At 71.9% G+C, this 14,204-nt stretch carries 14 protein-coding genes and 1 pseudogene; 4 read left to right on the top strand and 11 right to left on the bottom strand.

Annotated features, from left to right (window positions below; genetic code table 11):
* Positions 1 to 240, top strand: a 240-nt coding sequence (locus tag VFL99_RS18185) for a T3SS (YopN, CesT) and YbjN peptide-binding chaperone 1 (RefSeq protein ID WP_325107786.1), incomplete at its 5' end; no start/stop codon positions are given.
* A 211-nt stretch (positions 241 to 451) separates the two neighbouring features.
* Positions 452 to 1,549: pseudogene (locus VFL99_RS18385) on the top strand (DUF222 domain-containing protein); the annotation flags it as partial.
* 336 nt (positions 1,550 to 1,885) lie between these two features.
* On the opposite strand, the gene VFL99_RS18170 reads toward VFL99_RS18385, so the two are convergent.
* From VFL99_RS18170 to VFL99_RS18160, 3 genes are read right to left on the bottom strand one after another with little or no spacing between them, the layout of a single operon-like run.
* The gene (locus VFL99_RS18170) at positions 1,886 to 3,967 is read right to left on the bottom strand and encodes a xanthine dehydrogenase family protein molybdopterin-binding subunit (protein WP_325107783.1); all 2,082 of its coding nucleotides are present in this window, start codon (positions 3,965 to 3,967) and stop codon (positions 1,886 to 1,888) included.
* Positions 3,964 to 4,956, bottom strand: coding sequence for an FAD binding domain-containing protein (locus VFL99_RS18165; protein WP_325107782.1), 993 nt, complete (start codon positions 4,954 to 4,956; stop codon positions 3,964 to 3,966). Before VFL99_RS18165 ends, VFL99_RS18170 begins: the two co-directional genes overlap by 4 nt.
* Positions 4,953 to 5,462 (bottom strand): 2Fe-2S iron-sulfur cluster-binding protein, encoded by a 510-nt coding sequence (locus VFL99_RS18160; protein WP_325107781.1) that lies wholly within the window; start codon positions 5,460 to 5,462, stop codon positions 4,953 to 4,955. Before VFL99_RS18160 ends, VFL99_RS18165 begins: the two co-directional genes overlap by 4 nt.
* A gap of 192 nt (positions 5,463 to 5,654) precedes the next feature.
* Between VFL99_RS18160 and VFL99_RS18155 the strand changes: the two genes are divergently transcribed.
* Together VFL99_RS18155 and VFL99_RS18150 are read left to right on the top strand one after the other, a co-directional pair.
* Positions 5,655 to 6,620: a cytochrome c oxidase assembly protein gene (locus tag VFL99_RS18155; RefSeq protein WP_325107780.1), complete on the top strand. Its 966-nt coding sequence runs from the start codon at positions 5,655 to 5,657 to the stop codon at positions 6,618 to 6,620.
* Positions 6,621 to 6,750: 130 nt separating this feature from the next.
* The gene (locus VFL99_RS18150; RefSeq protein ID WP_325107779.1) at positions 6,751 to 7,170 is read left to right on the top strand and encodes an STAS domain-containing protein; all 420 of its coding nucleotides are present in this window, start codon (positions 6,751 to 6,753) and stop codon (positions 7,168 to 7,170) included.
* On the opposite strand, the gene VFL99_RS18145 is transcribed toward VFL99_RS18150, so the two are convergent.
* The 8 genes from VFL99_RS18145 to VFL99_RS18110 all read right to left on the bottom strand — a co-directional run.
* Positions 7,136 to 7,750, bottom strand: coding sequence for a hypothetical protein (locus VFL99_RS18145; RefSeq protein ID WP_325107778.1), 615 nt, complete (start codon positions 7,748 to 7,750; stop codon positions 7,136 to 7,138). The two genes, VFL99_RS18150 and VFL99_RS18145, sit on opposite strands and share 35 nt — an antisense overlap.
* On the bottom strand, positions 7,750 to 8,295 hold the full coding sequence (locus tag VFL99_RS18140) for a DUF6158 family protein (protein WP_325107777.1): 546 nt from the start codon (positions 8,293 to 8,295) through the stop codon (positions 7,750 to 7,752). Before VFL99_RS18140 ends, VFL99_RS18145 begins: the two co-directional genes overlap by 1 nt.
* A 29-nt stretch (positions 8,296 to 8,324) precedes the next feature.
* On the bottom strand, positions 8,325 to 8,855 hold the full coding sequence (locus tag VFL99_RS18135; protein WP_325107776.1) for a gamma carbonic anhydrase family protein: 531 nt from the start codon (positions 8,853 to 8,855) through the stop codon (positions 8,325 to 8,327).
* A 3-nt stretch (positions 8,856 to 8,858) separates the two neighbouring features.
* Positions 8,859 to 9,752 (bottom strand): amidohydrolase family protein, encoded by an 894-nt coding sequence (locus VFL99_RS18130; RefSeq protein WP_325107775.1) that lies wholly within the window; start codon positions 9,750 to 9,752, stop codon positions 8,859 to 8,861.
* A 9-nt stretch (positions 9,753 to 9,761) separates the two neighbouring features.
* Entirely contained in the window at positions 9,762 to 10,091 is a 330-nt protein-coding gene (fdxA, locus tag VFL99_RS18125) for a ferredoxin (RefSeq protein ID WP_325107774.1), read from the bottom strand.
* Between the two features lie 74 nt (positions 10,092 to 10,165).
* Positions 10,166 to 11,188: an NAD(P)/FAD-dependent oxidoreductase gene (locus tag VFL99_RS18120; protein WP_325107773.1), complete on the bottom strand. Its 1,023-nt coding sequence runs from the start codon at positions 11,186 to 11,188 to the stop codon at positions 10,166 to 10,168.
* Positions 11,185 to 12,831, bottom strand: a complete 1,647-nt coding sequence (locus VFL99_RS18115; protein ID WP_325107772.1) for a benzoate-CoA ligase family protein — start codon at positions 12,829 to 12,831, stop codon at positions 11,185 to 11,187. Before VFL99_RS18115 ends, VFL99_RS18120 begins: the two co-directional genes overlap by 4 nt.
* A 1-nt stretch (position 12,832) precedes the next feature.
* On the bottom strand, positions 12,833 to 14,204 hold a 1,372-nt coding region (locus VFL99_RS18110), incomplete at its 5' end, for an enoyl-CoA hydratase-related protein (RefSeq protein WP_325107771.1).

Here is a 14,204-nt window from a genome sequence, read left to right as displayed (position 1 = left end):
ACATCCACGTTCACCCGCGCCTTCCACGCGCACGGGCAGGTGCTCGTCGTGACGGAGGTGCTGGCGGACTCACTCGACCCTGCGGGGTTCGGCAACGCCTGCGAGTGCGTCGGCCGGGTGGCCGCCGACGTGGCAGCGCACTTGCAGGAACGTTTCGGTGGCGAGCTGACCTTCCTTGCGGACGCGGACGCAGAAGAGGGTATGCCGAGTGCTCCCGTGGCGACGGGGCAGTACCTGTGACCTTCGGGTGAAGTGAAGGAACGCCCGACGCTCGGTCCGGGTGAACTGAGGCTCCCTTGGCGCCATTCGCCATTCGCAGTTGCGGGGTGTGGATAGGTGCCGTCCCGCGGGACCCCAGGTGGATAAGTCGGGGCTGAATGTGACCTGTTTGCAATGGAGTTCGGTTGTGGACAGGGTCTCGACTGTCGGTGTCGAACACTAGTATCAAGGCATGTTCGAGAAGCAGCCCGGCAGCGGCGAGGAGGACCCTCGCGCGGGTGTGCCGCGGCTGCCGGAGCGGACCGCGTCGGCGCGGGCGGTGACGGATCTGCTCGCCGATGCGCACGAGTTGTTGTGGCAGGTCGGCGACGGGGGGCTGACCGAGCTGATGGACACCCTGGGGGCGTTGGAGGCGCGGGCGGGGGTGTTGCGGGTGGCGGTGGCCGCCGAGGCCGAGGGCCGCGGTGTGGTCGAGCAGTCCACGGCGGCGAACACCGCGCAGTGGGTGAGGGCGCACAGCACGCGGGTGGAGCCGGGTGAGGCGCACCGGGTGGCCCGGTTGGCCGGCGCGATCCGCGACCCTCGCAACGAGGTGGTGACCGGCGCGCTGCTGGCCGGGACGGTCTCGCCCCGGTGTGCGGACGTGGCGCTGAAGGAGGTCGAGAAGGTCGCGCCGCTGGTGCCGACCGCCTCCCGGGGTGAGGTGCTGGGCTGGTTCCTGGACGTGGCCGAAGGCGGCGGGCGCAAGGAGATGGACCGGCTGTCCACCTGGGTGATCGGGCGGTTCGGCGGCGACCAGCTCGAGCACGACGCGGACAAGGCGCGGCGGATGTCCGGGATCACCGTGAGCGCGTTGCCGGGAGGGTTGAAGCGCTACGTGATGGAACTGGCCCCCGCCCACGCCGCGATCGTGGACGCCGCGATGGACCAGCTGTCCGCGCCGCAGAGCGGCACCGACCCCGACACCGGGGAGACGATCCCGGACCCGCGGCAGGCGCCGCAGCGGCGGGCCGAGGCACTGGTGGAGCTGGTGCAGCGCGCCCAAGGCGTGGACCCGACCACGTCGGTCACCGGCACCACCAAGCTGGTGGTCACCGTGAGCCTGGCCGACCTGGCCGGTGCCCGACCCGACGGTGCCCGACCCGACGGAACCCCCACCAGCGGTCCCGGTGGCGGTGGAGGGTGTGCCGGTGGCGGTGGAGGGTGTGCCGGTGGAGGCACCGGCCGCACCCAGTCCGGGGACCTGCTCGACATCGGCACGCTGCGCCGGATGGCCTGCGACGCCGACCTCATCCCGATGATCCTCGGCAGTGACTCCGAGCCGTTGGACGTCGGCCGGGAACAGCGCCTGTTCACCGGGGGACTGCGCACCGCGGTGGTCCAACGGGACCGAAAATGCACCTTCCCCGGCTGCGACCGGCCCCCGTCCTGGACCCGCGTGCACCACGTCAAACACTGGATCGACGGCGGGAAGACCTGCCTGCGCAACGCGGCCCTGCTGTGCGAGCGCCACCACGCCCCCTCGCTTCGCTGGGGGGACCCCCAATCGTCCACCGCGACAACCTCACCGCCACCGTCACCACCACCGGCGTCACCTGGCACGTCTGACCACCCCGCCCCAGCCCCGCCCACACCCGGCGGGGCAACAAGGCATGTCCAGACGCAGTCAGCGCAGGAACGTGTCCGGCGTGATCGGCAGGTCGCGCACCCGCACTCCGGTGGCGTGGTGGGCAGCGTTCGCGACCGCGGCGGCCGAGCCCACGATGCCGATCTCGCCGATGCCGCGAGCACCCATGGGGTTCATCTCGGGGTCGGCCTCGTCGAGCCAGACCGCCTCGATGTCGGCCACGTCGGCGTGCGCGGCGATGTGGTACTCGGCGAAGTCGTGGTTCACGACGTGCCCGAAGCGGGGGTCCATGACGCTCTGCTCGAACAGCGCCATCGACAAGCCCATCGTCATCCCACCGATCAGCTGCGACCGGGCGGTGCGCGGGTTGATGATCCGCCCGACGGAGAAGACCCCGAGCATCCGCGGCACTCGGACCTCACCGGTGTCGCGGTGCACCCGCACCTCGGCGAAGTGCGCGCCGAAGGAGTGCGTGGCGAAGCGCTTGCCGGTGGCGTTCTCGGGCGCCTCGGCCTCCGTCGTCGCGCCCTCCGCCGGCTCGTAGCCGTGTTCCTTGCGGAACGCCTCCGCCGCGGCCACCACGGTGGAGCCCCACGAGCTGATGCCCGAGGACCCGCCCTCGACGGTGGCGTTCGGGAAGTCGGTGTCACCGATCTCGAGCGCCACCTGGTCGGTTCGGCACTCCAGCGCGTCGGCCGCGACCTGCGTCAGGGTCGTCCACGTGCCGGTGCCGATGTCGGCGGCACCCACCTGCACGGCATACCGGCCGGCGCTGAAGCGGATCCGGACGCGCGTGCCCTGCTGCGTGTTCCCCGGGTAGGTGGCGCTGGCCACGCCGGTGCCGACGAGCCACTCCCCCTCGCGGCGGGTGCCGGGCCGGGGGTCGCGCTGGTCCCAGCCGAAGCGGCGCGCGCCCGCGCGCAGGCAGCCCACGAGATCGCGGTGGGAGAACGGCTTGCCGCTGTCGGGGTCGGTCTGGGTGTCGTTGCGGATTCGCAGCTCGACCGGGTCGAGGCCGCACTCCTCGGCGAGCTCGTCCATGGCCACCTCCGGGCCGAACATGCCGGGGCACTCCCCCGGTGCCCGCATCCAGAACGGGACGGGCACGTCGAGTCGGGCGACCCGGTGGGTGGTGAGGCGGTTCGGGGCGGCATACATCGTCCGGGTCGGCACGGCGGTCTGCTCGAGGAACTCGTAGACGGTGCTGGTCTGCTCCACCACCTCGTGGCTGATCGCGGACAGCCGTCCGTCCCGGTCCGCGGCGAGCCGGACCCGGGAGATCGTCGGCGTCCGGTAGCCGACCAGCTCGAACATCTGCCGACGCGTCAGCGCCAGCTTGACCGGTCGTCCCGGCACGAGCCGGGCGGCCAGTGCGGCGAGCACCGCCGGGGCGTGCGGCTTGCCCTTGGAGCCGAACCCGCCGCCCACGTAGGGCGACACGACGCGGACCTGGTCGGTCCGGAGCCCGAACAGCGGCGCCAGGGCAGAGCGCACGACGTGGACCCCCTGCGTGGAGGTGTGCAGCAGCAGCTGGTCACCGTCCCACGTGGCAACGGTGGTGTGCGGTTCCATCGGGTTGTTGTGCTCGGCGGGCGTGGTGTAGGTCTGCTGGACCGTGACCTCCGCCCGCTCGAGCGCGGCGTCCACGTCCCCGTCCCGGGTGTCGGTGGGGAAGCCGCTGACGTCGTCCGGGGCATAGAGGTCCTCGCGCTCGGCAGACAGCTCGACGTCGTGCGGCTCCTGCTCGTAGGTCACCCGCACGAGGTCCGCGCCCTGCAGCGCGATCTCGGGGCTGTCTGCGACCACGCCGCCGATCAGCTGACCACGGAAGGCGACCCGGTCGGACTGCAGGACCACCTGCAGCTCAGGGTCGCCGATGTCCTGCAGCGCCAAGGCGTTCCGGTGGGTCAGCACCGCGACGACACCGCCGAGGGCTTCGGCAGCCGTGGTGTCGAGTTCGACGATCCTGCCTTTGGCGACCGTGGCCTGCACGGCCTGCAGGTATGCCGGGTGCTCCAGCTGGTGGTCTGCAGCGTAGGGAGCGGTGCCGGTCACCTTGGCATGACCGTCGAGGCGCGGCAGCGGTGTCCCGATGGATCGGGGGTCCACCTGCTCGGTCATCGCGCCCCCTCGGCCAGCTCGCGCAGGACCCAGAGCATGGTGTTGCGCAACATGGGCACCTTGAAGGCATTGCCGGGCAAGGGCTCCGCGCCAGTGAGCTCCGCGTCGGCCGCGTCCCGGAAGGCCTCGTCGTCAGCGTGCGCGCCGCGGAGCACCTGTTCGGCGCGGTGGGCTCGCCACGGTGCGTGTGCCACTCCGCCGCAGGCGATCCGCACGTCCCGGACCGTGCCGTCCGTCCCGACGTCGAGCGCCGCGGCGACCGAGACGAGCGCGAAGGCAAAGGACGCCCGGTCCCGCACCTTGCGGTACGTCGACCGCGCGGCGACGTCCGAGGCCGGCAGGTCGACCGCGGTGATGAGCTCGTCGCGCCGGAGTTCGGTGTCGCGCTGCGGGTCCGTGCCGGGGAGCCGGTGGAACTGCGCCATCGGGATGGCACGCTGCCCGCCCGGCCCACGGACCTGCACGGTGGCGTCGAGGCAGAGCATGGCCACCGCCATGTCCGAGGGGTGCACGGCGACGCAGTGCTCGGAGGCGCCGAAGATGGCGTGGTAGCGCTGGTAGCCCTCCAACGCGGAGCACCCGGTGCCGGGCTGACGCTTGTTGCAGGGCGTGGTGACGTCCTGGAAGTAGACGCAGCGGGTGCGCTGCAACAGGTTCCCGGCGGTCGTCGCGAGGTTGCGCAGCTGACCGGAGGCGCCGGAGAGCAGCGCCCGGGAGAGCGCCGGGTAGCGCGTGCGGACCCGCTCGTCCGCGGCCAGGTCGCTGTTGCGCACCGCGGCGCCGACGCGCAGCCCGCCGTCGGGGAGCTCCTCGATGCGGTCCAGCGGCAGCCGGCTGACGTCCACGAGCAGCTCCGGCTCGGCCACGCCGATGCGCAGGTGGTCCACGAGGTTCGTCCCGCCGCCGAGAAACGCGGCGCCCGGTGTGGCCGCCACCAGCTCGACCGCTTCGTCGACGTCGCGGGCGCGGGCGTACGCGAACGGCTTCACGACCCGGCCGCCTGCCGGATCGCCGCGACGATGTTGACGTACGCGGCACACCGGCACAGGTTGCCGCTCATCCGTTCGCGGATCTCCGCGTCCTCCAGCGCCGGGCCGGCCGCCAGGTCGGCCGTGACGTAGCTCGGCTGGCCCGCGCGCAGCTCCTCCAGCATCCCCACCGCCGAGCAGATCTGGCCCGGGGTGCAGAAGCCGCACTGGAACCCGTCCTCGTCGAGGAAGGCCTGCGCCACCGGGTGCAGCCCCTCCGATTCGCCCGCCAGCCCGTGCGCGGTGACCACTTCGGCGCCGTCGTACGCCACGGCGAGAGCCAGGCAGGTGGTCGCGCGCCGGCCGTCCAGCAGCACGGTGCAGGCCCCGCACTGGCCGCGGTCGCAGCCCTTCTTCGGCGCCGTCACGCCGAGCTGATTGCGCAGGGCGTCGAGCAGGCTGGTGCGGGTGTCCACCTCGAGCGTGCGGTGCTGCCCGTCGACGGTCAGGGTGATCGGCTCGTGCATCGTCGCTCCTCGGGACCGGTGGCAGGTGGCGGCGGTCCTCCTCACCCTCCGACCGGGCTTGCGGGGCCGCAAGTCGGCGGCCTTGGGGGCGGGAACCCCCAGCGTCCGGCTCAGGGCCGGGTGGGACCATGCCGCGGTGAGCGACCCCCTGCACCGCGCCGCACGGCGCTCCCGGCCGCTGTGAACGGCCACATGCCCATGCCGAGCCACATGAGCGGCCCGATGTGGGTCCCGATGCAGCCGCCCGACTTCGCGCGCCTCCTGGCGTGGCACCCCCAGCCGGTCCCCGTCCTGCCGATCCTGTGCCTGCTCGGTGGGCTCCTCTACGGGTGGGGGGTGTGGCACCTCCGCCGCGCGGGTCACCACTGGTCCCCCGGACGGACCGTCAGCTGGTATGCCGGTCTCGTCCTCATCGTGCTGGTCACCGCGACCGGAACGGGCGGGTACTCCATGGTGCTGTTCAGCGTGCACATGGTGCAGCACATGGTGCTGAGCATGCTCGTGCCCATCCCGCTGCTCATGGGAGCGCCGATCACGTTGGCGCTCCGCGCCCTGCCGAGCGGTCCGGGCCGTCGCGGACGCGCTCGCCGGACCCTGCTGCGGGTCCTCCACAGCCGCGTGATGGCGGTGCTGAGCAACCCCTTGATCGCGCTACCGCTGTTCCTCGCGAGTCTCTACGCGCTGTACTTCAGCCCGCTGTTCGACGACCTCATGGGCAGCTTCGTGGGGCACACCTTCATGCTCGTGCACTTCGTCGCGGTGGGGCTGCTGCTGTTCTGGCCGCTGTTGGCCATCGACCCGAGCCCGCACCACCACTCCCCCTTCACGCGGATCGTGGAGATGTTCATCACCGCGCCCTTCCACTCCTTCTTCGGCATCGCGATGATGACGAGCAACGCCGTGATCGTGGCGTTCTTCGCCCACCCGCCGGCGATGTGGCACGTCAACGCGCTCCACGACGAGCAGCTGGGCGGCTCGATCGCCTGGGGCTTCAGCGAGGTCCCCACGCTGCTGGTCGTGCTCGCCATCGTGACGCTGTGGGGCCGCAGCAGCGAGCGCGAGGCCAAGCGACGCGACCGGGCGGCCGACCGCGGCGTGGACGCAGAGCTGGAGGCGTACAACGCGTGGCTCGCCCGGCTGGGCGGCCAACACCCCTGACCGGCCTCCTGCGCACCGACCGCCACGCCGTGGACGGCGGCGCAGCGTTCGCTGCGGCTGGGGCATGATGTCCCCTGACGGCTGGTTCAGCAGCGGGCCGACGTCCACACCCACACGTGGAGGTCCCTTCGTGCCATCCGGCGGCGCCCAGTTCCGCTTCACCACCGTGCTGTCCGTCTCGGGGCCGCTCGACCTGTCCAACGTCCAGGAGCTCCGCGCGGCGCTCGACACTCTCCTCGCCTCGCGCAGCGACGAGGTCACCGACGTGGTCCTCGACCTGAGTGGCGTGCCCCTTCTCAGTGCGGCGGCGATGGCCGCAGTGCTCTCGGCACGGGACGCGTATGCCGGCTACGTGCGTCTGCACGTCGTGGCGGCCGGCGAGCCGGCGAAGGTGCTCGAGGCGGCCACCGTGAGCGATGACCTGCCCGTGGTGCCGACCGTGGACCTCGCCCTCGCGCCGCACGCCACCGCGATGGGTGAGGGTGCCGGCGCGACAGGGGCGGGGCCGGTCCGGATCAGTCGAGTCCGTGCTGCTGCCGCAGACTCGTGATCCGCTGCGGGAGTGGACCGTGGTTCGGCTCCAGCAGCCACACGCCCTCGCGGAACTGCTCGAAGCCGACCTCCCGCCACACCTGCTGCATCCGCTGCAGCGACGTGTCGTAGTCCGCCTGCGCCTCGCCGGCGCGGTGCAACGGGGCGGGGAGGCACACGGCGGCACGCACCCCACCGCGCATCCGCTCCAACGTCTCGGCGAGCAGGAGGGCCGCGAGTCCGTGCCCTTGCCACTCCGGTTCGAGCTCGACCCGGTCGATGACGAGCACCCGCTCACCGGTCTTCGCGAGCCGGGCGTCCAGTTCCGGGGACAACTGGCCGGTCATCTCGTCGAAGACCACGTCGCCGATGTGCGCGATGTCCTCGTTGCTGCTGTCCAGGGCGCCCCACGGGTCCTCACAGGCGACCAGGTCGAGGGCCATCACCGACAGCGTGCCGACCGGCCGGTCGGCGCCGTCGGCACCGGGCACCGATGCCGTGACCTGCCACTGCTCGAGCCCGGTGGCCGGCTCACCGAGCCGGCGCGCGGTGGACAGCTCGAGACGGACGTCCCCGACCTTGGTGGGCGGCGCGGCCATCAGCCCGCACCGTTCAACCGGGACCGCCCGGCGTCGGTGAGCACGCGGTTCTCGCCCTCGGTGACGAGCAGGGGCGGGTTGGCCTTGTAGAGGCTGGCGAGCGAGGCCCGGTCCAGCCCGGCCATGCGCGCCTCCTGGTGCGCCTCCAGCTTGTGCAGCGTTCCTCCGGCGGCGGCGATCCGGCGCAGGAAGGCGATCTGCGGGTCCGCCGACGTACCGGTGGAGTCCTCCTGCGGGCGGGGGTCGGGCAGGTTCACCAGCGTCTCGAGCTGGCCGATGATGCCCCGCACCGTCTCGCGCCACGCCTCCGCCGTGGCCTCGGTGTCGGTGGCGCGTCCGCCCGAGCCCTGCCACGTGCGCTTGGGGTGCCGGCGCAGGTACTCCCGCTCCAGCTCCAGCATGCGCGTGGTGTGCCGGGCGAACTGCTCGGCGCTGCCGTGCAGGAACACCCAGTTGCGGGTCGCGTGGGCGTGCGTGCCCTGCTGCTCCAGCTCCTCGTCACTCAGCTCGGTCGCCGGGACGCCCCGGACCTCCGTGTCGGTCATCGCGTCATCCTTCCCGCTCGAGAGGGTTGTCAGGGATTGTCGATCCTGCGGAGGGCATCGCGGTAGCGCTTGGCGTTGCCCAAGTACTCGTTCACGCCGTAGTCGATCCACTCGTGCTGCTTCGTGCCGTCCAGCGGCCGGGGCCGGGCGGGGACACCGAGGGCCAGGTGCCGGGCGGGCACCTCCAGGCCCTCGGGGACCAGCGCCTGGGCCCCCACCACGGAGCCGGCCCTGATCACCGCGCGGTTCAGCACGACGGAACCGGAGCCGATCAGGCAGCGGTCCTCGACCGTGCAGCCCTCGAGGTGGGCGTTGTGGCCGACGACGCAGTCGCTGCCGATGACGGTCGGCCAGTCCTCGGTCGTGTGCAGGATGGTGCCGTCCTGGATGGAGGTCCGGGCGCCGACCTCGATCCGCCCGAAGTCGGCCCGGAGCACGGCGGTGGGCCACACGGACGCGCCCGGTCCGAGGGTCACCTGGCCGATGACCACGGCGTCCGGGTGGACGAAGGCGTCGGGGTCAATCCGCGGGACGAGGTCACCCAGCGCGTAGATCGGCATCGGTCACTCCTTCTCGTGGGTGTGCACCGGCGACGTCGCACCCAGGTCCGGGAGACCGGCATACACCCGGCGGGCGTTGCCGGCCAAGACGTCGGCGGCCACCTCGTCGGGGAGCAGGTCGGCCACCGCCCGGGCGTTCTTGGCCGTCCCCGGTACCCCGGGCCAGTCGGTGCCGAAGATCCACCGGCGGGCGAGGCGCCCGAGGTCGAACTTCGCGTAGTACTCCGGGAGCCGCTTGGGCGGCAGCCCGGACAGCTCGATCCACACCGTCGGGTGGGTCAGCGCCAGGAACGCCGCTGCGTCGTACCACCAGCCGCGTCCGCCGTGGGCCAGCACGATGTCCAGCCCCGGGAAGTCGCGCACGACCGGGAGCAGGTGCTGGGGATCGGCGAACTCGTTCGCCGAGCCGGGGAAGGTGCTCGTGCCGCAGTGGACGACGAGCGGCACCTGCCGCTCCTCCAACACCTGGTATGCCGGGTACAGCGCGGCGTCGCTGCACCGGAAGCCACCGTGCACCGGGTGGAGCTTCAGGGCGGCCGCCCCGGCGTCGAGCTGACGGGTCAGCTCCCGGGCGATCGGGAAGTGCAGGTGCGGGTTGACGTTGGCCACCGGCCGGAACCGGGTGGGGTTGTGCTCAACGACCGGCAGCAGGTCGTCGAACTCCTGCATGCCGGTGGCCTTGGGGCTGTACTCGCAGAACAGCAGGGCGACGTCGACGCCCTCGGCCGCGAAGAGCGCGTCCACCCGCTCCGGGCGGGGCCGGCCGTCGGGGTCCCAGACGTCCTCGAGGATCCCGGGCACCCCGAAGTCGCGCGCCCACTGCAGCCACGCCGGTCGCAGGGTTCCGAGGACCGGGAGGTGGACGTGGGCGTCGACGAGTGGCCTACCGTCGAGCACGCGGCCGCCTCAGAGGTCGGCGACCATCGGGGTGTCCACCCCGATGCGTCCGGTCTTGTGCGACCCGCCCGGCGCGCCGAGCGGCTCGTCCCGGCCGGGCAGGGTCTCGGTGAAGAAGCGCCGGTTGTCCTCGATGTGCTCCTTGTACTCCTCCGGCACCCGCCGGTCCTGGCTGATCGCCTCGACCGGGCACACCGGTTCGCACGCGCCGCAGTCGATGCACTCCTTGGGGTTGATGTAGAGCTTGCGGTCTCCCTCGTAGATGCAGTCGACCGGGCACTCCTCGACGCACGACATGTCGGTGGTGTCGACGCACGGCTCGGCGATGACGTAGGGCATGGGTACCTCCTGCAGACGTTGCGTGGAACTGAGTCTGGCGCAGATCGCGTCGGTGTGGTCAGGGGCAAACGCCCTCAGGCGGGCGTGGGCTGCGGCACCGAGCTGGGGCTGTCGGTCGAGTGCCCCGGGAACAGCTGCGCGTCCGGGTCGATGTGCACGGCGGCGTTGTTGACCGCCGTCGCCACCTCGCCGAAGCCGACGGCGATGAGCCGGACCTTGCCGTCGTAGTCCGTGATGTCCCCGGCGGCGAAGAGCCCCGCCACGTTGGTGCGCATCGCGGAGTCGACGACGAGGTGCCGGTTGTCGTGCAGCTCGATCCCCCACTCGCGCAGCGGACCGAGGTTGGCCGTGAAGCCGAGCGCCGCGACCAGCTTCTGGCAGGCCAGCGACCGGGGCGCCTCCTCGCCCTTGACCGTGACCTCGATCTGCTCGAGCTCACCGCCACCCGTGGTGGCGGTGACCTGGGCGTCGAGCACGATCTCGACCGGTGCGGCATGCAGCTGTTCCACCGAGCTGTGGTGGGCGCGGAACGCCTGCCGCCGGTGCACGAGGGTGACCGAGGACGCGATCGGGTGGAGCATGAGCGCCCAGTCGACCGCGCTGTCACCGCCGCCGACGACGACCACGTCCTTGCCGGCATACTCCGCGGAGGAGGGGACGAAGTACTCCAGCCCGCGGCCGAGGAACTCCTCCCCCGCCGGCAGGGCGCGCGGGGTGAAGGTGCCGATGCCGCCGGTGATGACGATCGCCCTGGCCGTGATCTCGGTGCCGGTGCTGGTCCGCACCACGAGCAGGTCGGGGCCCTCAGCCTGGCTGACGCGGTCGAGCTGCTGGGCCTCCTGCCCGAGCAGGTAGGTCGGGTCGAACTGCGCCGCCTGACGGGCAAGGTTGCTGACCAGCGTGCGCCCGGACACCGCCGGGAACCCGGCGATGTCGAAGATCTGCTTCTCCGGGTACATCGCGCTGACCTGGCCACCGACCTGGCTGAGCGAGTCGACGACCGCGGTGCGCAGCCCGCGGGCCCCGGCGTAGTAGGCGCCGAACAGGCCCACGGGTCCGGCGCCGACGATGAGGAGGTCGACGTCCACGGCCGTCATGACAGGGCTCCTTCGCTTGAGGGGGCCGTCGCACCGGCAGCCGCGGACGTGGGGGCCTTGCCCACACTGCCCGCGCTCTCGGTGACCGTGAGGTCGGCGACCAGCTGGCGCACCTTGAACCGCTGCATCTTGCCGGTCGCCGTCTTGGGCAGCTCGTCGACGAAGTAGATCTGGCGCGGCCGCTTGAAGGCTGCCAGACCGGCCCGGCACCATTGGACCAGCTCGTCGGCGGTCACCTGCCCGCGGGTCACGCACACCGCAACCGGCTTGTCGAGCCCGTCGGCGTCGGGCATGCCGACCACGGCGACCTCGGTCACCGCCTCGTGCTGCAGCAGCCGTTCCTCGACCTCGCCCGGGGACACCCAGATGCCGCCGGCCTTGAGCAGGTCGTTGCTGCGGCCGAGGCAGGTGTAGAAGCCCTCGTCGGAACGCACGTAGGTGTCCCCGGTGCTGAGCCACTCGCCGACGAAGACCGAACGCGATGCCTCGGTGCGCCGCCAGTAGCCGAGCGCGATCGAGTCACCGCGGACGTAGAGGGACCCGGGCTCGCCGTCCGGCACCGGGGCGCCGAGGGCGTCACGCAGCTCGATGTCGTAGCCGGGGACCGGCCGGCCGGTGGTGCCCGCGTGGATCTCCTCGGGGCGGTTGGACAGGAAGATGTGCAGGGCCTCGGTCGAGCCGATCCCGTCGAGGATCTGGAAGCCGAAGCGCTGGCTGAACCGCCCCTGGAGTGCGGCCGGCAGCGCCTCGCCGGCCGAGGTGCCCAGCCGGACCGAGGCGAACGTGTCGTCCGGCAGGTCGCTGGAGGCGAGCGCGGCATAGAAGGTCGGCACGCCGAAGAAGAGCGTCGGCTCGTCGGTCGTCACGCGCTCACGCACGACGGCCGGCGACGGGCGCCGCGGCTCCAGCACCGTGCTCGCTCCCACCGACAACGGGAAGAACAGCGAGTTGCCGATGCCGTAGGCGAAGAACAGCTTGGCGATCGAGAAGCACCGGTCCTCCGGACGGATGCCGAGCACCTGCCGGCCGTAGGTGTCGCAGACGTGCCGGATGTTGGCGTGCCGGTGCATGGCGCCCTTGGGCGAGCCGGTGGTGCCGGAGGTGTAGAGCCACAGGGCCCAGGCGTCCTCCACCGTCTCCGCCGGCCGGCGCCGCTCCGCGGGTTCGTCCCGGCCGCGCTCGACGAGGTCGGCCCAGGTGATGCTCTCCACGGAGTCCGGAGCGTTCAGCGGCCGGTCGGCGTCGGCGACGAGCACCCGGAGCTCGGGCGCCACGGTCGCAGCCTTCTCGACGTTCTCCGCGTAGTCCGCGCTCCCGACCAGGACCGTGGCGCCCGAGTCGGAGATGATCTCGCCGAGCTCCTTGGCGCCGAGCATGGTCGAGACCGGCACGGCCACGAAGCCGCCGGTGAACGCCGCGAGGATGCCGGCGACCATCGGCACGTCGTCGTTGGTGACGAACACGACCCGGTCGTCCCGCCGCAGCCCGAGCGAGCGCAGCGCCGCGGTGACGGTGCCCACGAGGTCGGTGAGCTCGGCATACGTCAGGGTCTGGGGGCCTCGGACGGCGACCCGGTCACCGTTGCCATCCTCGACGTGGCGCTGGGTCAGCCACGTCCCTGCGTTGAACTGCACGGCAGCCATGTCACACCCGCTTCAGGTCGTACTCGCCCTTGCGCCCGGTGCCGAACCGGCGCAACGCGCCGTCCGGGCCGGAGGCATTGGGACGGATGAAGATCCAGTTCTGCCAGGCGGTGAGCCGCCCGAAGATCTTGGTCTCCATCGACTCCGGCCCGACGAACCGGTGGTTGGCCTCCATCCCGGTCAGCGCGTCCGGGGACAGGGAGGCGCGCTCCTCGAGGACGATGCGCAGCTCCTCTTCGAAGTCGATGTCGTCGAGCGTCATCGTCACGATCCCGGCCTCGTCGGCCGCGGCGGCATCGAGCGGCTGGCCGATCTTGCCCCGGGCGGCGTCCAGCAGCTCCTCGTGCCCCCAGAAGCGGGACTGCAGCCGGCTCAGGCCGTTGCCCATCGGATAGGTGCCGAAGTTGGACTCACTGAGCACGACGGTGGCCGGGTCCGCGTCGGGGTCGACGTCCTCGTAGACGCCCTCCAGCATGTACTGCCGGTCCGCGGCGAGCGCGAGCTCGAGCAGGATGCCGGCGAACGCGCTGCCCGGCTCGATGACCGCGACGAGGCTGCGGCTGGTGACGTCGAGCCGCTTGAGGGTGCGCTTGTAGTACTGCTGCACCTCGTTGACGAACCAGTGCTGCGGGGCGAGCTCGCGCAGCTGGGCGTCGTAGGCGAGCACGGTGTCCTTGTCGCCGACGGCGCGGAACACCCACGTGCCCAGCTCGAGCTCGTTGGTGCGCAGGTGCAGGATCAGGTCGTCCAGCGCGCGGGTGAGTGCCAGCGGCCAGTAGTCGACCCCCTGGTCCTGCGCGGCGTCACCGTCGGCGGGCGGCGAGCTGTCCGGTGCGGAGACGGTGATGTCCACCCGGCGGCTCTCCCGGTCGACCGTGGCGGTCACGTACGGGTAGGTGATGGAGTCGCCCTCGTCCGTGCGGTCGAGAGGCGTCAGCGTGACGCCCTGCGCGTCCGCGGGGCGCGAGGAGGTGGCGGCGGCCTCGTGGGCACGCTTGCCGATCTCCTCCTCCCAGGCGTTGCGCGGGACGGTGGCGTCGACCAGGCCCCACTGCACGGCGGTGTCGCCGCGGTAGCCCTCGGACTTGGTCGCGAAGAGGTCGGCGCGGTCCTTGCGGACGTGCCGCTTGTCCACCACGCGGGTCAGTCCGCCGGTTCCCGGGAGCACGCCCAGCAGCGGCACCTCGGGCAGGGACACGGTGGAGGAACCGTCGTCGACGAGGACGATCTGGTCGCACGCGAGGGCCAGCTCGTAGCCACCGCCCGCGGCGGTGCCGTTCACCGCGGCGATCCAGGTCTGGCCGGAGTTCTCGGTCGCGTCCTCGATGCCGTTGCGGGTCTCGTTGGTGAACTTGCAGAAGTTCACCTTCCAG

Source organism: Segeticoccus sp., assembly GCF_035708005.1.
The sequence above is the reverse complement of the archived record's forward strand: the minus strand, read 5'-3'. Positions and strand labels throughout refer to the sequence as shown.

Coding starts and splice junctions, on each gene's coding strand:
- VFL99_RS18155 (WP_325107780.1), top strand. CDS start 5,655: ATGCCCATGCCGAGCCACATGAGCGGCCCGATGTGGGTCCCGATGCAG.
- fdxA (WP_325107774.1), bottom strand. CDS start 10,091: ATGCCCTACGTCATCGCCGAGCCGTGCGTCGACACCACCGACATGTCG.
- VFL99_RS18160 (WP_325107781.1), bottom strand. CDS start 5,462: ATGCACGAGCCGATCACCCTGACCGTCGACGGGCAGCACCGCACGCTC.
- VFL99_RS18145 (WP_325107778.1), bottom strand. CDS start 7,750: ATGGCCGCGCCGCCCACCAAGGTCGGGGACGTCCGTCTCGAGCTGTCC.
- VFL99_RS18140 (WP_325107777.1), bottom strand. CDS start 8,295: ATGACCGACACGGAGGTCCGGGGCGTCCCGGCGACCGAGCTGAGTGAC.
- VFL99_RS18120 (WP_325107773.1), bottom strand. CDS start 11,188: ATGACGGCCGTGGACGTCGACCTCCTCATCGTCGGCGCCGGACCCGTG.
- VFL99_RS18115 (WP_325107772.1), bottom strand. CDS start 12,831: ATGGCTGCCGTGCAGTTCAACGCAGGGACGTGGCTGACCCAGCGCCAC.
- VFL99_RS18135 (WP_325107776.1), bottom strand. CDS start 8,855: ATGCCGATCTACGCGCTGGGTGACCTCGTCCCGCGGATTGACCCCGAC.
- VFL99_RS18170 (WP_325107783.1), bottom strand. CDS start 3,967: ATGACCGAGCAGGTGGACCCCCGATCCATCGGGACACCGCTGCCGCGC.